An 18067-nucleotide genomic window follows, 5' to 3' on the forward strand; every position below is an offset into this window, starting at 1 on the left:
TGGTCCCACGCGGAGGCGGACTGGGGCGGGCTGCTCGATCCGGGCGGTCTCGCGCCGCCCGGCCGGCCGGGCTCTCCCCCGCCCCCACCGGGCGGGGGAAACGGCACACCTGCGCATCGAGCTGCGCACATGCAGTACGTTCAGGTCATGTCCCAGCCCGCCAAGTCCTCACGTACACCAGCTACGCCCGACGCGCCGGAAAGTGCCGCAGGCAGTCGCGCCGCCGCCCAGCGGCTCAAGATGCGCCGAGAACTGGCGACCGCAGCCATGGAGCTGTTCGCGACCAAGGGGTACGAGGCGACCACCGTCGACGAGATCGCGGCCGCCGCCGGAGTCGCCCGTCGCACCTTTTTCCGCCACTTCCGCTCCAAGGAAGAGGCGATCTTCCCCGACCACGACGACACGCTGATCCGCGCCGAGGCGGTCCTCAACGCCGCCCCCGCGCACGAGCACCCGCTCGACACCGTGTGCCGCGGCATCAAGGAAGTCATGAGGATGTACGCGGCCGCGCCGGAGGTCTCGGTCGCCCGCTACAAGCTGACCCGCGAGGTGCCCACCCTGCGGGAGGCCGAGATCGCCTCGGTGGCCCGCTACGAACGCCTCTTCACCCGCTATCTCCTCGGCCACTTCGACGAGCACGCGCACGCCGACGACGCCAACGACGACCCGCTGCTGGCCGAGGTGGCCGCCTCCGCCGTCGTCACGGCCCACAACCACGTCCTGCGGCGCTGGCTGCGGGCGGGCGGCCAGGGCGATGTCGAGACGCAGCTGGACCACGCCTTCGCGATCGTGCGCAAGACCTTCGGCACGGGTATCGGGGCCGGGCGGGGTCCGGCACCCCGGTCCGCCGCCGGCACCGCCCCGGCGACGGTGTCCGCGCACGGCGAGGTGCTCGTCACGGTCGCCCGCACCGACGCTCCGCTGGACGAGGTCATGCGGACCATCGAGGAGGCACTGAAGGAGCGCTGAGACCCGCTCCCCCTGTGTGACGACGGCCACCCGCCCGGGTGGCCGTTTTGCCATGTCAGGGCCCGTTTTCCAGCAGATTTCAAGCCCCATTCGATCGATCATCGCTCATTTGTTACGTAAAGATTTCACCTGAGCTCAAGTCATGGCACTCAGTGCCTTGCCACCTGACACGCGGTGTCATACGTTGATGTTGTCCGGGCGGCCGGCGGACAGAGACCGATCGTTCGCCGGCTGTCCCCGAGGGCCCACGGCCCGCGCGCCCGGACGCCTGCGTCACAGGCAACCTCCCGCGCCACAAAGCGCTGCCGAAGCACCACCGAGCCGAACCGACGGCACCCTCGAAACCCTCAGCAGCACGCACCGCAGCACCGACGAACCCTCAAGGCACCCCCTCCCTCAGGGGTGCTCACCGCCGGAGGCAACACCGTGACCGTGAAGGACATCCTGGACGCGATCCAGTCGCCGGACTCGACGCCGGCCGACTTCGCCGCTCTGCCGCTCCCCGAGTCGTACCGCGCGATCACCGTGCACAAGGACGAGACGGAGATGTTCGCGGACCTTCAGACCCGCGACAAGGACCCGCGCAAGTCGATCCACCTCGATGAGGTGCCCGTGCCCGAACTCGGCCCGGGCGAGGCCCTGGTGGCCGTCATGGCCTCCTCGGTCAACTACAACTCGGTGTGGACCTCGATCTTCGAGCCGCTGCCGACCTTCGGCTTCCTGGAGCGCTACGGCAAGGTCAGCGAGCTCACCAAGCGGCACGACCTGCCGTACCACATCATCGGCTCCGACCTCGCGGGCGTCGTCCTGCGCACCGGTCCCGGCGTCAACGCCTGGAAGCCCGGCGACGAGGTCGTCGCCCACTGTCTGTCCGTCGAGCTGGAGTCCTCCGACGGCCACAACGACACGATGCTCGACCCCGAGCAGCGCATCTGGGGCTTCGAGACCAACTTCGGCGGCCTCGCCGAGGTCGCGCTCGTCAAGTCCAACCAGCTGATGCCGAAGCCGGCCCACCTCAGCTGGGAGGAGGCCGCCGCCCCGGGCCTGGTGAACTCCACCGCCTACCGCCAGCTGGTCTCCCGCAACGGCGCCCAGATGAAGCAGGGCGACAACGTCCTGATCTGGGGCGCGAGCGGCGGACTCGGCTCCTACGCCACCCAGTTCGCCCTCGCCGGCGGCGCCACCCCCATCTGTGTCGTCTCCTCGCCCCAGAAGGCCGAGATCGCGCGGAAGATGGGCGCCGAGCTGATCATCGACCGCAACGCCGAGGGCTACCGGTTCTGGAAGGACGAGCACACCCAGGACACCAAGGAGTGGAAGCGCTTCGGCAAGCGCATCCGCGAGCTCACCGGCGGCGAGGACGTCGACATCGTCTTCGAGCACCCCGGCCGTGAGACCTTCGGCGCCTCGGTCTACGTCACCCGCAAGGGCGGCACCATCGTCACCTGCGCGTCGACCTCGGGGTACAACCACGAGTACGACAACCGCTACCTGTGGATGTCGCTGAAGCGCATCATCGGCTCGCACTTCGCCAACTACCGCGAGGCCTGGGAGGCCAACCGCCTCATCGCCAAGGGCAAGATCCACCCGACGCTCTCCAAGGTGTACTCCCTGGAGGAGACCGGCCAGGCGGCGTACGACGTCCACCGCAATCTGCACCAGGGCAAGGTCGGCGTGCTCTGCCTCGCGCCCGAGGAAGGCCTCGGTGTGCGCGACGAGGAGATGCGGGCCAAGCACCTCGACGCCATCAACCGTTTCCGCAACGTCTGAGAGCCATAGATGACAGAGCGTCAGAAGGACCGTCCGTGGCTCATGCGGACGTACGCGGGCCACTCGACGGCCGAGGCGTCCAACGAGCTGTACCGGCGCAACCTCGCCAAGGGCCAGACGGGTCTGTCGGTGGCGTTCGACCTCCCGACGCAGACCGGCTACGACCCCGACCACATCCTCGCCCGCGGCGAGGTCGGCCGGGTCGGCGTGCCCGTCGCGCACCTCGGTGACATGCGCCGGCTGTTCCAGGACATCCCCCTGGAGCAGATGAACACCTCGATGACGATCAACGCCACCGCCATGTGGCTGCTGGCGCTCTACCAGGTCGTCGCCGAGGAGCAGGGCGCGGACATCACCCAGCTCCAGGGCACGACCCAGAACGACATCGTCAAGGAGTACCTGTCCCGGGGCACCCATGTGTTTCCGCCGGGGCCCTCGCTCCGGCTGACGACGGACATGATCGCGTACACGGTCTCCCACATCTCGAAGTGGAACCCGATCAACATCTGCAGCTACCACCTGCAGGAGGCCGGGGCCACGCCGGTGCAGGAGATCGCGTACGCGATGTCCACCGCGATCGCCGTGCTCGACGCCGTGCGCGACTCCGGCCAGGTGCCGCAGGAGCGCATGGGCGATGTCGTCGCCCGTATCTCCTTCTTCGTGAACGCGGGCGTCCGCTTCATCGAGGAGATGTGCAAGATGCGGGCGTTCGGCCGCATCTGGGACCGGATCACGCGCGAGCGGTACGGCATCGAGAACCCCAAGCAGCGCCGGTTCCGCTACGGCGTCCAGGTCAACTCGCTGGGCCTGACCGAGGCGCAGCCGGAGAACAACGTCCAGCGGATCGTGCTGGAGATGCTCGCCGTGACGCTGTCGAAGGACGCACGCGCGCGTGCCGTACAGCTGCCGGCCTGGAACGAGGCGCTCGGTCTGCCCCGCCCGTGGGACCAGCAGTGGAGCCTGCGCATCCAGCAGGTGCTCGCCTACGAGAGCGATCTGCTGGAGTACGAGGACATCTTCGAAGGCTCGAAGGTGATCGAGGCGAAGGTGGACCAGCTGGTCACCGACGCTCTCGCGGAGATCGGCCGGATCCAGGAGATGGGCGGCGCGATGGCCGCCGTGGAGTCCGGCTATCTGAAGTCGCAGCTGGTCTCCTCGCACGCCGAGCGCCGGGCCCGGATCGAGTCCGGCCAGGAGAAGATCATCGGCGTCAACGCCTTCGAGGGCACCGAGCCCAACCCGCTCACGGCCGACCTGGACACCGCGATCATGACGGTCGACCCGGCCGTCGAGGCCCGTGTCACCGCCTCGCTGCGGCACTGGCGCGACTCGCGGTACCAGCCGCCCTTCAACCACCCGCGCCCGTGCAAGGCGCTGGAGCGGCTGAAGGAGGCCGCGAAGGGCACGGACAACCTGATGGAGGCCACGCTGGAGTGCGCCCGCGCCGGGGTCACCACCGGGGAGTGGGCGGCCGCCCTGCGCGAGGTGTTCGGCGAGTACCGGGCGCCCACCGGGGTGTCCTCCGCGCCGGTGGCGGTCACCGCCGAGCCGGGCTCCCCGCTCGCCGAGGTCCGCGCCAAGGTCGACGCCACCGCCGGCGACCTGGGCGTCGGCAAACTGCGCTTCCTGGTCGGCAAGCCGGGCCTGGACGGGCACTCCAACGGCGCCGAGCAGATCGCCGTACGCGCCCGCGACGCCGGCTTCGAGGTGGTCTACCAGGGCATCCGGCTCACCCCGGAGCAGATCGTGGACGCGGCGCTCGCCGAGGACGTGCACGCCGTGGGCCTGTCGATCCTGTCCGGCTCGCACGCCCAGTTGGTCCCGGACGTGCTCCAGCGGCTGCGTGTGGCCGGTGCCACAGATATACCGGTGATCGCCGGTGGCATCATCCCCCATGGTGACGCCGAGCAGCTCAGGGCCGCCGGAGTGGCCGCCGTCTTCACCCCGAAGGACTTCGACATCACCGGAATCATCGGCGCCATCGTCGACGAGATCCGGAAAGCGAACAAGCTCGACCCCCTGGAGGTCCCCGCATGACCACGCCCGTCAACCGTCTGCGTCCGCGACGCTCCTGCCTCGCGGTCCCCGGGAGCAACCCCCGCTTCCTGGAGAAGGCGCAGGGCCTCCCCGCCGACCAGGTCTTCCTCGACCTGGAGGACGCGTGCGCGCCGCTCGCCAAGCCCGAGGCGCGGCACACCATCGTCAAGTTCCTCAACGAGGGCGACTGGACCGGCAAGACGCGTGTGGTGCGCGTCAACGACTGGACGACCGAGTGGACGTACCGCGACGTCGTGACCGTGGTCGAGGGTGCCGGCCAGAACCTCGACTGCATCATGCTGCCGAAGGTGCAGACGGCCGAGCAGGTCGTCGCCCTGGACCTGCTGCTGACGCAGATCGAGAAGACCATGGGCTTCGAGGTCGGCAAGATCGGCATCGAGGCGCAGATCGAGAACGCGCAGGGCCTGAACAACGTGAACGCGATCGCGCAGGCCTCCCCGCGCGTCGAGACCATCATCTTCGGCCCGGCCGACTTCATGGCCTCCATCAACATGAAGTCCCTCGTCGTGGGCGAGCAGCCGCCCGGCTACCCGGCGGACGCCTACCACTACATCCTGATGAAGATCCTGATGGCCGCCCGCGCCAACAACCTCCAGGCGATCGACGGCCCCTACCTGCAGATCCGCAACATCGAGGGCTACCGCGCGGTCGCCCAACGCGCCGCGGCGCTCGGCTTCGACGGCAAGTGGGTGCTGCACCCGGGCCAGGTCGAGGCGTCCAACGAGATCTTCTCGCCCTCCCAGGAGGACTACGACCACGCCGAGCTGATCCTGGACGCGTACGACTACTACACGTCCGAGGCGGGCGGCAAGAAGGGCTCCGCGATGCTCGGCGACGAGATGATCGACGAGGCCAGCCGCAAGATGGCCCTGGTCGTCTCCGGCAAGGGCCGGGCCGCCGGCATGCAGCGCACCAGCAAGTTCGAGATCCCGGAGGCCTGACGGTCATGCAGTTCGGACGCACCTACGAGGAGTTCGAGGTCGGGGCGACGTACAAGCACTGGCCGGGCAAGACGGTCACGGAGTACGACGACCACCTGTTCTGTCTCCTCACCATGAACCACCACCCGCTCCACATGGACACCAACTACGCCGAGAAGACGACGGACTTCGGCAAGAACGTGGTGGTCGGGAACTACATCTACTCGCTGCTGCTCGGCATGAGCGTGCCGGACATCTCCGGCAAGGCGATCGCCAACCTGGAGATCGAGTCGCTCAAGCACGTGGCGCCGACCTTCCACGGCGACACGATCTACGGCCAGACGACGGTGCTGGACAAGTGGCCGTCGAAGTCGAAGAACGACCGCGGCATCGTCTATGTCGAGACCAAGGGCTACAAGCAGGACGGCACCCTGGTGTGTGTCTTCCGCCGCAAGGTCATGGTGCCCACCGAGACGTACATCAAGGAGCGCGGCGGCGAGCAGCCGGGCCGCCCGGAGCTGACCGCACCCGCGGAAAAGAACACGGAGAAGTAGCGATGGCCCGTCTCGCCCAGACCGCCGGTCTGACCGACGTCCAGCAGGAGATCCTCTCCACCGTCCGGGACTTTGTCGACAAAGAGATCATCCCGGTCGCGACCGAGCTGGAGCACCGCGACGAGTACCCGCAAGCGATCGTGGACGGACTGAGGGAACTCGGCCTGTTCGGTCTGATGATCCCCGAGGAGTACGGCGGCCTGGGCGAGTCGCTGCTCACCTACGCGCTGTGCGTGGAGGAGATCGCCCGCGGCTGGATGTCGGTGTCCGGCATCATCAACACGCACTTCATCGTCGCGTACATGCTCAAGCAGCACGGCACACAGGAGCAGAAGGACCACTTCCTGCCGCGCATGGCCGCCGGCGACATCCGGGGCGCCTTCTCGATGTCGGAGCCGGGCCTGGGCTCCGATGTGTCGGCGATCACCTCGAAGGCGGTCAGGGACGGCGACGAGTACGTCCTGAACGGCCAGAAGATGTGGCTGACGAACGGCGGTACGTCCTCCCTCGTGGCCGTGCTCGTCCGCAGTGACGAAGGCCACGCCGAGGGCACGGCGCCCCACAAGTCGATGACGACCTTCCTGATCGAGAAGGAGCCCGGCTTCGGCGAGGTCCGCCCCGGTCTCACGATCCCCGGCAAGATCGACAAGATGGGCTACAAGGGCGTCGACACCACCGAGCTGATCATGGACGGCCTGCGCCTGCCGGCCGACCGGGTGCTCGGCGGCGTCACCGGCCGGGGTTTTTACCAAATGATGGACGGTGTCGAGGTCGGCCGGGTCAATGTGGCGGCCCGTGGCTGCGGTGTCGCCCAGCGTGCCTTCGAACTGGGCGTCCAGTATGCCCAGCAGCGGCACACCTTCGGCAAGCCGATCGCCCAGCACCAGGCCATTCAGTTCAAACTGGCGGAAATGGCCACCAAGGTCGAGGCCGCGCATGCGATGATGGTCAACGCGGCACGCAAAAAGGACTCCGGAGAGCGAAACGACCTTGAGGCGGGGATGGCGAAGTACCTCGCCTCCGAGTACTGCAAGGAGGTCGTGGAGGACGCCTTCCGGATCCACGGCGGCTACGGCTTCTCCAAGGAGTACGAGATCGAGCGCCTCTACCGCGAGGCCCCGATGCTGCTGATCGGTGAAGGTACCGCCGAGATCCAGAAAATGATCATCGGGCGCAGACTGCTCGAAGAGTATCGATTCCAGGGCTGAATGTCCGGATACGGGGTGTTTTCTTCGAGAAGAAGATCACACCCCGTAGATGGTCTTCGGCCGCCGACTCCGCTGCCTCGCTTGCCCAGTTGTAGCCCGCGACCGGTACGATCCCACGGAAAGCCGCCGTCCCCCGTCCTGCGCGGCATCATCCGCTACGAAGGTCATCCATGCCCCACAGCCAAACCTCTGCACCTCGCGACAGCCGAGCCGGCGTACGCCTCGCGCGCGGAGCATCGCCGTGGCTTCTCCCGACCGTCGCCACCGCAGCCCTCAGCCTGGCCCGGGCCCGCCGCTCCGGCGCGGCCAAGGCCGTGGCCGTACCCGCCACCGCGCTCGCGGCGGGCATGCTGTGGTTCTTCCGCGACCCCGAGCGCGAGATCGGCTCCGGCCGGGTGATCTCGCCCGCCGACGGTGTGGTGCAGAGCATCATGCCGTGGAAGGACGGGCGCACCCGCGTCGCGATCTTCATGAGCCCGCTGAACGTCCACGTCAACCGCGCGCCCCTCGCGGGCACGGTGACGTCCGTCGAGCACATCCCCGGCGGCTTTGTTCCGGCTTTCAACAAGGAGAGCGAGAACAACGAGCGCGTAGTCTGGCATTTCGACACCGAACTCGGCGACATCGAGATGATCCAGATCGCCGGCGCGGTGGCCCGCCGCATCGTGCCCTACATCCCTGAGGGTACGAAGGTCGAGCAGGGCGACCGAATCGGTCTGATCCGCTTCGGCTCGCGTGTCGACCTCTACCTGCCCGAGGGCGTGGAGGTCGCGGTCGAGGTCGGACAGAAGACCGTGGCTGGGGTGACTCGCATTGACCGTGATTGATCCGGAGACCCAGGCGGGCTGGGTGCCCGAGGCCGACGAGGTGGACGACGACGAGGAGATGCCCCTCTCGCTGCGCCTGTCGATAGCGGACACCCTCACTCTGGGCAATGCGACGTGCGGCTTCATGGCGGTGTACTTCACCACCACCGGCATCCTGATCCCGCACCTGACAGGCAATGACGAGTCCGCGGGCATGGCGCGGCACAGCGCCGCCACGGCCGTCATCCTGATGCTCTGCGCGGCCGTCTTCGACCTGTTCGACGGACTGGTCGCGCGGAAGCTGCGCTCCTCGCCGATGGGCGCGGAGCTGGACAACCTCTCCGACCTGATCAGCTTCGGCCTCGCGCCCGCCTACTTCGTGCTCGTCTACGGCATGGTCGCGGACGACGCGCACCAGAGAATGGCGGCGCTGGGAGCCATCGTGGTGCTCCTGGCGGTCGTGTTGCGGCTGGCGCGGTTCTCCTGTGTGACGATCAAGGACGGCATGTTCCAGGGCATGCCCTCGCCGTTCGGCGCGCTCACGGTGGTCTCCATCGTCCTGCTGGAGCTGCCCTTCGTGGCGACGCTGCTCGCGATCCTGGGTACGGCGTGGCTGATGGTGAGCCGGGTCGAGTACCCGAAGCCGCGGGGGCGCCTGGCCGGGGCCATGCTGGCCTGGATCGTGCTCTCGATGGGGCTGCTGGCCGCGTGGGCCTTCGACGCGCCCAGCGGGCAGCTGCTGCTGCAGACGGGCTGTGCGCTGCAGCTGGTGATGGGCGCGGTGATTCCGCTGTTCGCCACGGCTCGGCGAGTGAACAACTTCCGCGACAACCGGCGTGAGGCGCGGGCGACGCAGCTGCCGTAGCGGCGCTTCGGCGAGGGGCCTCGGACCGTTCTCCGGTCCGGGGCCCCTCGCTTTTGTGTTCCGGCCTGGGGGCGGAGCCCCCGGGGAGCTCAGCCCAGGTAGTCCTCGGCGATCCGCGCGGCGACCCGCTCCAGGATCGGCCCCGCGTCCGCGATGCACGTGGCCACGTCCGGCTCGACGGACGTCAGGGGGTAGGCCCGCTCGATGCCGGCCCCAAGGAGGGTCTCCTCCGGGAGGGCGAGCCGGCCGCACACCGCCACCACGCCCTTGCCCGCCGCACGCGCCGCCGCGGCGACACCGGCCGGCGCCTTGCCGTGCAGGGTCTGCTCGTCCAGCGAGCCCTCGCCGGTGATCACCAAGGACGCCCGCTCCAGCGCGGGCGCGAAGCCGAGGACGTCCAGCATGACCTCGATGCCGGGCCGGAAGCGGGCGCCCAGCAGCAGCGCGCCGTAGCCGATGCCGCCCGCCGCGCCCGCGCCCGGCGCCGCCGCGTACTCGGCGGCCCGCGACCCCACGGACGCCTCCAGCACCTCGGCGAAGTGCGCGAGGGCGGAGTCCAGGGCCGCCACGTCGTCCGGCGAGGCGCCCTTCTGCGGGCCGTACACCGCCGGCGCGCCCTTCGGGCCGGTCAGCGGGTTGTCGACGTCGCTCGCGAGCACCAGCTCCACCTCGGAGAGGCGGGGGTCCAGACCGGACAGATCGGCGCGGGCCAGCCCGGCGAGGCCGCCGCCGCCCGGGGGCACCGGCTCGCCGTCCTCGTCGAGGAAGCGGGCACCCAGCGCCGAGAGCATCCCGGCGCCGCCGTCCGTCGTGGCGCTGCCGCCGACGCCGAACACGATCGTCCGGGCGCCCGCGTCGAGCGCGGCCCGCAGCAGCTCACCGGAGCCGTACGTCGAGGCCGTCAGGGGGGCGAAGACACCGGCGGGGAGGCGCTGGAGGCCGCTGGCCTCCGCCATCTCCACGACCGCGGTCGAGCCGCGCAGCGCGTACGCGGCCGTCACCTCCTGGCCGAGCGGCCCGGCGACCCGCACCTCGCGCCGCTCGAAACCGGCCGCGACCGCCGCGTCCACGGTGCCGTCGCCGCCGTCGGCCACGGGCAGCGCCTCGATCTGGAGGTCCGGCACGACCCGGCGCAGCCCGGCCGTGACCCGCTCGGCGACCTGCACGGCCGTCAGCGAGCCCTTGAACTTGTCCGCGGCGATGAGCACCCGACGGGTCTCGTTCATTGCAGCGTCCGCCACCTTGCTTTCCCCTTGCTCTCCGGGCCCCGCGCACGTCAGGGCCAGTCGCGCCGCTGCGACCTTAACCTCAGCAGGCCCCTGTCGTCATGCTCCGACCGAAGGCTGGGAAGCGGCTGGGAGCATCCCGGGGAAAACGGGTAGACCCCAGCCATGACCAGCGAGCACCCCGGATCCGCCGATCTCGCCGACCGAATCCATGGCGGCTGGCTCGGCCGGATCGCGGGCAACATGCTCGGCAAACCGGTCGAACAGGGCGAGGTGTGGACCCGCGAGCGCATCGACCGCTATCTGCGCAGGGCGGCGGCCCTGCCCCTCACCGACTATCTGCCCGAGCCCGCCGACCCGGCCGACGGCGCCGTACTGCGCCCGGAGTGGCGCCGGTGCGTCCGCGGCCGGATCCACGGCAGCTGCCGGGACGACGACGTCGACTACGCGATCCTCGGGCTGCATCTGCTGGAGACGCACGGCTTCGGCTTCAGCACCGAGCAGGTCGGCGAGCTGTGGCTGCTCAGACTGCCGTATCTGCAGACCTTCACCGCGGAGCGGGCGGCGTACCGCAATCTCGCGAACGGGCTGAAGCCGCCGCTGACGGCGACGTACGACAACCCGTACCAGGAGTGGATCGGCGCGCTGATCCGGGCCGATGTGCACGGCTGGACGCGCCCCGGCGACCCGGCCCGCGCCGCCGGCCTCGCCCGCCGGGACGCGGTGCTGTCGCACACCGGCAACGGCGTCTACGGCGCCATGTGGGCGGCCGCGCTGATCTCGGCGGCGTTCACCGCGCCGACCGTGCGCGAGGCGCTGGAGAGCGCACTCGGGGTGATCCCGGCGAGCAGCCGGCTCGCCCGTACCGTGCGGCGGGTCATCGCGCTGCACGAGACGCGGCTGGCCTGGGAGGAGAACGTGGCCACGCTGACCGCGGAGACCGCCGGCCTCGGCTGGATCCACACCGTGCCGAACGCCGCCGTCCTCACCGCCGGGCTGCTGTACGGCGAGGGCGACTTCACCCGGACCATCGCGCTGACCGTGCGCGGCGGCCTGGACACCGACTCCAACGGGGCCACGGCCGGCTCGGTGGCCGGGGTCCGCACCGGCGCGGCCGCGATCCCCGACCGGTGGAAGGATCCGCTGGAGGACACCGTCCGGAGCGCGGTGTTCGGCTTCGACGGTGTACGGATCAGTGCGCTGGCGGAACGCACCCTGCGCCTGGCGACGGCCGCGGCGTGAGGTGCCGTGGCTGGTTACCCTTCCTCAATGACCACGACTCCTGACTTCGCCGCGTACATCGCGAGCCTGCCCCGTGTCCTCGCCGGCGCCGCCGCGCTCTTCCGGGACGCCGAGGGGCGCGTGCTCCTCGTCGAGCCGAACTACCGCGAGGGCTGGGCGCTGCCGGGCGGCACGATCGAGTCGGACGACGGGGAGAGCCCGCGCCAGGGCGCCCGCCGCGAGACGCTGGAGGAGATCGGGCTCGACCGGGAGCTGGGCCGGCTGCTGGCCGTGGACTGGGTGTGCGGCACGGGCCGGCCGCCGCTGGTGGCGTACCTGTACGACGGCGGTGTCCTCGACGAAGCCGACTTCAAGGCGATCCGGCTGCAGGAGGAGGAACTGCTGTCCTGGCGGCTGGTGGCGCGCGAGGAGATCACCAGCCATCTGCCCGGCGCCCTCGGACGGCGCGTGCTGACCGCCCTGGACGTCCTCGCCGACGGCTCCGGCACCGCGGAACTGGAGAACGGCCACCGGGTGGCCTGACCGCCCCCGGCTGCCGCGCGGCTCGGCCCCGACCGCCCGAAACCCACTCGCCGCGGGCCGGGCGGCGTCCTAGTCTCGGCCCATGGACAGGCCCCTCGTAGCCCTTCTCAGTGGCGCAGGTATCTCCACCGATTCCGGGATCCCCGACTACCGCGGTCCGAACGGGCTCTGGCGGCGCGATCCCGAGGCCGAGAAGCTCGTCACGTACGAGTACTACATGGCGGACCCGGAGATCCGGCGGCGGTCCTGGCAGATGCGGCGCGGGAACCGGACGCTGAAGGCCGAGCCGAACGCGGCGCACCGGGCCGTCGCCGAGCTGGAGCGGTCCGGCGTCCCGGTGCGGGTGCTCACACAGAACGTGGACGGGCTGCACCAGCTGGCCGGGATGCCCGCCCGCAAGGTGCTCGAACTGCACGGCAGCGCGCGCAGTGTCGTGTGCACGGGCTGTCATGCGCGCGGGCCGATGGAGGACGCCCTCGCCCGGGTGGAGGCCGGCGAGGAGGACCCGGCCTGCCGGGAGTGCGGGGGCATCCTGAAGTCGGCGACGGTCATGTTCGGTGAGCAGCTGGATCCGGTGGTGCTCGGCGAGGCCCTGTCGGTCAGCAAGGCGTGCACGGTGTTCCTCGCCGTCGGCAGCAGCCTTCAGGTGCAGCCCGCCGCCGGACTGGTCGGTGTCGCCGCCGACAACGGCGCGCACCTGATCATCGTCAACGCCGAGCCGACGCCGTACGACGAGCTGGCCCACGAGGTCGTACGCGAGCCGATCGGCACGGCGCTGCCCGCACTGCTGGACCGGCTGCGGCGGACCGGCCGGTGATCCGGTCATCCATGTCTGTGCGGCATGGTCGCGGCCTGACCGGCATTTCACCGGGCTCAGGGCGGTGTCTAGCGTGGCGGGAGGAACTCATGTGAAAGGAGAGGATCTTGCCCGCGATGCTCCATGAGGGTTTCGGCCTGGTACAGAGGTTGCGGCCGGAGCACCTGACGTCGTTCATCACGGCGGAGGCTGATCTGTTCTCGGTCTGGCACCTGGGCATCCCCGATGTCGGCCCCGACTCCTGGACGTTGCGCGTCGGCGGGCTGGTCTCCCACGAACTGACCCTGTCCCTGGGCGACTTGAGAGGGATGCCGCAGACCGAGATCGTCTCCGTGCACGAATGCGCCGGCAGCCCGCTGGCACCCACCGTTCCGCAGCGGCGGGTGGGCAACGTCCGCTGGAGGGGTGTGCGGCTCCGCGACCTCCTCGACCTCGCCGGGGTCGAGGATGACGCCCGCTATGTCATCTCCACCGGCCTCGACCACGGTGTCTACGACGGCACCCACCACGAGCGGTACGAGAAGGACCTTCCCCTGGCGAAGGCCCGGGACGGCGACGCCCTGGTGGCCCTCTCGGTCAACGGCGCCCCGCTTCCCGTGCGACGCGGTGGTCCGCTGCGACTGGTGGTGCCCGGCTACTACGGCACCAACTCGACCAAGTGGCTGGACTCCCTGACCGTTTCGGCGCACCGCAGCACGGGGGCGTTCACCACCACGTACTACATGGACCGGCCCGAGGACGGCTCCGGCGCCGCCGTTCCGGTGTGGGAGCTGGCCCCCAACTCGTGTCTCGTGGCCCCCGTCGACGGAGCCGTGCACGCCGGCGAACCGGTGGAGATCTGGGGGTGGGCCTGGGCGGGCGAGCCGGTCAGCTCCGTGGAGGTCACGACCGACGGCGGCCGGCACTGGACCCCGGCCCGCGTCGCCCGGCGCCGCGGGTACGGATGGCAGCGGTTCAGCTGCTCCTGGACGCCGGGCACGGTCGGGGAACACGTCCTCGCCTGCCGCGCCACGACGGGCTCGGGGGCGACCCAGCCCACCACGCCGCGCCGCAACCGGGTGCATCAGCGCGTCGTCTTCGTGGAGCAGGCTCGCTCACGCTGAGAACAGCGCCGCTCCGCGTTCGAGGTCCAGCAGCCGGCGCTTGCGGTCCAGGCCGCCGCCGTAGCCGGTGAGGCTGCCGTCGGAGCCGACCACGCGATGGCAGGGGACGATGATGCCGACCGGGTTGCGGCCGTTGGCGAGGCCGACCGCGCGGGAGGCCTGGGGGTTGCCGAGAGCGTCGGCGAGCTGGCCGTAGCTGCGGGTCTCGCCGTAGGGGATGCGGGTGAGTTGCTGCCAGACGCTGCGCTGGAACGGCGTTCCCTGAAGGGCGAGTTCGAGGGTGAAGTGCCGCAACTCGCCGGCGAAGTAGGCCGACAGCTGCTCCTGCGCCGCGGCGAAGCAGGGCAGGCCGTCGTCGCGGGGGCCGAAGTCCTCCTCGGGCGGGCGGTGCCGCTGGCCGGCCATGTACAGGCCGCACAGGACGCCGTCGGCGGCGCCGTCGGTGTCGGCGACCAGGGTGAGCGGGCCGTACGGGCTGTCGATCACGGTGTGGAACGTGGATGTCACGGGAGGAACCTTCTTCCACCGGCTGGTGCGGGCTTACACGGGCAGGAAGTTGACGGGGTGGCTGTCGGTCGCCCACAGGTACTGGACGGCGTACGCCCGCCAGGGCCGCCAGGCCTCCGCGCGGGCGGTCAGCGCGGCCGGCGTGGACGGCAGGCCCAGCTCCTGGGCCGCGCGCCGGATGCCGAGGTCGGTGGCGAGGAAGGCGTCGGGGTCGCCGAGGGCGCGCATGGCGATGACGTCGGCCGTCCAGGGCCCGAAGCCGGGCAGGGCCAGGAGGCGGGCGCGGGCCTCGGGCCAGTCGGACTCGACGCCCAAGGGGAGGGTTCCGTCGGCGAGTTCACGGACGAGGGTGGTGAAGGTGGTGCGCCGGGTGCGGGGCATCGCCAGGGACTCGGGATCGACCGCGGCCAGCGCCTCGGGCGCCGGGAAGAGATGGGTGAGACCGCCCTCGGGGTCGTCCAGGGGCTTGCCGTGCGCGACCACCAGCCGGGCCGCGTGGGTGCGGGCGGCGGCCGTGGACACCTGCTGTCCGAGGACGGCGCGGACGGCGAACTCGGCCTCGTCGACCGTGCGCGGCACCCGGCGCCCCGGGGCCTTGTCGACCAGGGGCGCGAGGAACGGGTCCGCGCGCAGATGGTCGTCCACGGCGACGGGGTCGGCGTCCAGGTCGAGCATGCGGCGGCAGCGGCTGATCGCCACGGTGAGGTCGCGCAGATCGCTGAGGGTGAGCCGGCAGGCGATGTGGTCGGGGCGCGGGGCGAGGGAGACGATCCCCTGGCCGTACGGCAGCCGTAGCGTGCGCCGGTAGGCGCTGTCCCGCCACTCCTCGACGCCGGGTACGGCGGTGGCGGCGAGGTGGCCGAAGAGGTTGGAGGGGTTGAGCGGGGCGCGGAACGGCAGCCGCAGCCTGAGCCCGCCCGGGGTGCCGGCCCCGGACTTCGGAGCGCGGGCGCGCAGTTCGCTCGGGGTCAGGGCGAAGACCTCGCGGACGGTGTCGTTGAAGGTGCGGATCGAGGAGAAGCCGGCCGCGAAGGCGATCTCGGCCATGGGCAGCGTGCTGGTCTCGATGAGCAGCCGCGCGGTCTGGGCACGCTGGGCGCGGGCGAGCGCGAGCGGTCCCGCGCCGAGTTCGGCGAGCAGTTGCCGCTCCACCTGGCGGGTGCTGTAGCCGAGCCGGGCGGCGAGTCCGGGCACGCCCTCGCGGTCCACGACGCCGTCGGCGACGAGCCGCATCGCGCGGGCCACCAGGTCGGCGCGCTGGTTCCACTCCGGGGAGCCGGGGCTGGTGTCCGGGCGGCAGCGTTTGCAGGCCCGGAACCCGGCCTGCTGGCAGGCGGCCGCGCTCGGGTAGAACGTCATGTTCTCCGGCTTGGGCGGGACGACGGGACAGCTGGGCCGGCAGTAGATCCGGGTGGTCAGGACGGCCGTGAAGAACCACCCGTCGAACCGGGCGTCCTTGGACTGCACGGCGCGCACACAGTGCTCCCGGTCGAGGTGCGTCGTCGCTGTCTGCATGCCTCCAGCATCGTCCACCCGGGGCGGCGCCCGCTGGCGGAAATCCGACACCAGCGTCCACGGGCCTGCCGGGTTCCCGATCCGGGTCAGGGCTCGGGCGTGGTGGGGGCGGTCTGCCGGAAGCCGCTGATCCACTCGGCGGTGCGGCGCAGTCCGCCGAAGGTGTAGAAGTGCACCTTCACCGCGCCGTGCCGCTCGGGGTCGTAGCGGTGGGCGAGGGCGTGCAGGAAGCGGTCCGGGCCGGTCGTGCCCATGAGGTTGGTCAGCGAGAAGCCGTACTTGCGGGCGACGGAGGCGCTGGTCGCGACCCCGAACCGGGTGGCGTAGCCGAGCAGCCGGCGGACGCCCGCCGGTCCGGGCACGCCGATGCGGACGGGCAGGTGCACACCCCGGGCGCGGGCGGCCTCCAGCCAGGTGAGGACGGGGTCGACGTCGAAGCCGAACTGGGTGATGACATCGCCGCCGAACCGGTGCGCCGCGATAGCCGCCGTCTTGTCGGTGAGCGCCGACCACAGGGTGCGGTCGGTGATCGCGGGGTGGCCCTCCGGGTAGCCGCTGATGCCGATGTGGCGGACGCCATGGCCCTGGAGCAGCCCGGTGCGCAGTACGGCGAGGGCGTCCGCGTAGGGGCCCTCGGGCCGGGCGGGGTCGCCGCCGACGACGAAGACGTTCTCGGCGGTGCCGTCCGCGGCCAGCCCGGACAGGAACTCCTCCAGGGCGGCGCGGGAGGGCAGCCGGCGCGCCGAGATGTGCGGTACGGGGACGAAGCCGAGCCGCTTGACCGCGCGGGCGGCCGCCAGCCGCATACCGAGGTCCTCACCGGCGAGGAACGTGATGTTGATCCGGGTGCCCGGCGGGATGCTGCCCCGCGCCTCCTCCAGCCGCGGCACGTCCTTGCCTGTCATCTCCAGGGAGAAGTCGTCCAGCAGTGCGGCACGGACGGCCGGGGTGGCGGTGAGAGCGGGGTTCATCGTGTTCCTCGTACGGCTGCGTTCCTGACCTCGGCCGATGATGCCACGCGGGCCGGGGAGGGCCCGGCGCAGGGTCCGCTACGGCGCCGGGTTGAGGGGATCGTCGACCACGCCCGCCAGCCGGCCCGCCTCCTCGGACGGGGTGAGTCCGGGATCGAGGTCGCCGGCCACGGCCGTCAGGGCGGTGAGCGCGGGGACGAGACCGGCGCGCGCTTGCGCGGGCAGCCGTTCCACCAGCGCCCTGATCTCCGCGCGGCGATGGCTCAGCACCTGGTCCACCAGTTCCTCGCCGGCGGTGGTCAGCCGCAGGACGACCTCACGGCGGTTGTCCGGGTTGACCCGCCGGTCGGTGAGTCCCAGGGCCTCCAGGCGCTCGGCCATGCGCAGCGCGGTGGACGGCGTGACGCCCAGCGTGGCGGCCATGGCGGCGAGTTTGATCGGGCCGCAGGTGTGCAGCGCGACCAGGGAGCGCAGCTGGGGCAGGGTGAGCGGCACGTCGACCGAGGCGAGGGCGCGGGCGGAGAGGGCGACGACCAGGCGGGAGGCCGCCATCACCGCGAGGGTGACCGCCTCGGCCTCCCGGTCCAGCTCCTCCTCGGCCCCCGCCGCACCGGCCGGCACACCCTCGACACCCATCGCCCCTCACTCCGCTGTCCACTGTCCGGCTGTGTCCGGCTGTCCGGCTGTCCGGCTGTCCACGATCCGGATGCCATCCGTCACCCATGGTGACCATTGCAGACTGCAATGATAAGCTGCGGGCAACCGGACCGAGCGGGCGCGACGGCTCCGGTGCCGAGGGTGATGACGATGAGATCCGAGCCGATGCGCGAAGCCTATTCCTTCGTGTCCTTCGTGTGCCCGCGTTGCGGGCACGCCCTGGAGGGCGCCTACGACATCCGGCGCCCCGGGCGCGTCGACTCCGCGCGCGCCATGCCCGGCTGACGGCTCCGGCCGCACCGCACCGCACCGCACACCGACGTCCGCCGCCTTTCCTCCCTCCCCCGCCGCACTCCC

At 71.0% G+C, this 18067-nt stretch carries 17 protein-coding genes; 12 read left to right on the top strand and 5 right to left on the bottom strand.

What is annotated here, in order from left to right; translation table 11 throughout:
• Positions 1-129: 129 nt before the first annotated feature.
• The 8 genes from IE277_RS08850 to pssA all read left to right on the top strand — a co-directional run bounded on the left by IE277_RS08850 (position 130) and on the right by pssA (position 9150).
• Entirely contained in the window at positions 130-969 is an 840-nt protein-coding gene (locus IE277_RS08850) for a TetR family transcriptional regulator (RefSeq protein WP_189950259.1), read from the top strand.
• A 432-nt stretch (positions 970-1401) separates the two neighbouring features.
• Complete coding sequence (gene ccrA, locus IE277_RS08855; RefSeq protein ID WP_189950916.1) at positions 1402-2739, top strand: crotonyl-CoA carboxylase/reductase; 1338 nt, start codon at positions 1402-1404, stop codon at positions 2737-2739.
• Positions 2740-2748: 9 nt separating this feature from the next.
• Entirely contained in the window at positions 2749-4776 is a 2028-nt protein-coding gene (locus IE277_RS08860; RefSeq protein WP_189950261.1) for an ethylmalonyl-CoA mutase, read from the top strand.
• Entirely contained in the window at positions 4773-5738 is a 966-nt protein-coding gene (locus IE277_RS08865; protein WP_189950263.1) for an HpcH/HpaI aldolase/citrate lyase family protein, read from the top strand. The genes IE277_RS08860 and IE277_RS08865 overlap by 4 nt, the downstream gene beginning before the upstream one ends.
• 5 nt (positions 5739-5743) lie before the next feature.
• Entirely contained in the window at positions 5744-6271 is a 528-nt protein-coding gene (locus IE277_RS08870) for a MaoC family dehydratase (protein ID WP_189950264.1), read from the top strand.
• Positions 6272-6273: 2 nt separating this feature from the next.
• Positions 6274-7479, top strand: coding sequence for an acyl-CoA dehydrogenase family protein (locus IE277_RS08875; RefSeq protein WP_189950266.1), 1206 nt, complete (start codon positions 6274-6276; stop codon positions 7477-7479).
• A gap of 170 nt (positions 7480-7649) precedes the next feature.
• Positions 7650-8306 (top strand): phosphatidylserine decarboxylase, encoded by a 657-nt coding sequence (locus IE277_RS08880; protein ID WP_067127091.1) that lies wholly within the window; start codon positions 7650-7652, stop codon positions 8304-8306.
• 22 nt (positions 8307-8328) lie between these two features.
• Positions 8329-9150: a CDP-diacylglycerol--serine O-phosphatidyltransferase gene (pssA, locus tag IE277_RS08885; protein WP_189950918.1), complete on the top strand. Its 822-nt coding sequence runs from the start codon at positions 8329-8331 to the stop codon at positions 9148-9150.
• 89 nt (positions 9151-9239) lie between these two features.
• Here pssA and IE277_RS08890 read toward each other — a convergent pair whose 3' ends face one another.
• Positions 9240-10376 (bottom strand): glycerate kinase, encoded by a 1137-nt coding sequence (locus tag IE277_RS08890; protein WP_189950268.1) that lies wholly within the window; start codon positions 10374-10376, stop codon positions 9240-9242.
• Positions 10377-10541: 165 nt separating this feature from the next.
• Between IE277_RS08890 and IE277_RS08895 the strand changes: the two genes are divergently transcribed.
• The 4 genes from IE277_RS08895 to IE277_RS08910 all read left to right on the top strand — a co-directional run bounded on the left by IE277_RS08895 (position 10542) and on the right by IE277_RS08910 (position 14060).
• Positions 10542-11618, top strand: coding sequence for an ADP-ribosylglycohydrolase family protein (locus IE277_RS08895; RefSeq protein ID WP_189950270.1), 1077 nt, complete (start codon positions 10542-10544; stop codon positions 11616-11618).
• A 27-nt stretch (positions 11619-11645) separates the two neighbouring features.
• Positions 11646-12140 (top strand): NUDIX domain-containing protein, encoded by a 495-nt coding sequence (locus IE277_RS08900; protein ID WP_189950272.1) that lies wholly within the window; start codon positions 11646-11648, stop codon positions 12138-12140.
• 82 nt (positions 12141-12222) lie between these two features.
• Entirely contained in the window at positions 12223-12957 is a 735-nt protein-coding gene (locus IE277_RS08905; RefSeq protein WP_189950274.1) for an SIR2 family NAD-dependent protein deacylase, read from the top strand.
• A gap of 116 nt (positions 12958-13073) precedes the next feature.
• Positions 13074-14060 (top strand): molybdopterin-dependent oxidoreductase, encoded by a 987-nt coding sequence (locus tag IE277_RS08910; protein ID WP_229881197.1) that lies wholly within the window; start codon positions 13074-13076, stop codon positions 14058-14060.
• Here the strand turns inward: IE277_RS08910 and IE277_RS08915 are convergent.
• From IE277_RS08915 to IE277_RS08930, 4 genes are all read right to left on the bottom strand, one after another.
• Positions 14052-14567, bottom strand: a complete 516-nt coding sequence (locus IE277_RS08915; protein ID WP_189950278.1) for a methylated-DNA--[protein]-cysteine S-methyltransferase — start codon at positions 14565-14567, stop codon at positions 14052-14054. The genes IE277_RS08910 and IE277_RS08915 overlap by 9 nt on opposite strands.
• Positions 14568-14600: 33 nt before the next feature.
• Complete coding sequence (locus IE277_RS08920; RefSeq protein WP_189950280.1) at positions 14601-16082, bottom strand: AlkA N-terminal domain-containing protein; 1482 nt, start codon at positions 16080-16082, stop codon at positions 14601-14603.
• Positions 16083-16168: 86 nt separating this feature from the next.
• The gene (locus tag IE277_RS08925; RefSeq protein ID WP_189950282.1) at positions 16169-17053 is read right to left on the bottom strand and encodes a methylenetetrahydrofolate reductase; all 885 of its coding nucleotides are present in this window, start codon (positions 17051-17053) and stop codon (positions 16169-16171) included.
• Positions 17054-17131: 78 nt separating this feature from the next.
• Positions 17132-17689 (bottom strand): MarR family winged helix-turn-helix transcriptional regulator, encoded by a 558-nt coding sequence (locus tag IE277_RS08930; protein ID WP_189950284.1) that lies wholly within the window; start codon positions 17687-17689, stop codon positions 17132-17134.
• Positions 17690-18067 lie beyond the last annotated feature (378 nt).

It is taken from the genome of Streptomyces alanosinicus (genome assembly GCF_014650595.1).
Lineage (GTDB): Bacteria > Actinomycetota > Actinomycetes > Streptomycetales > Streptomycetaceae > Streptomyces > Streptomyces alanosinicus.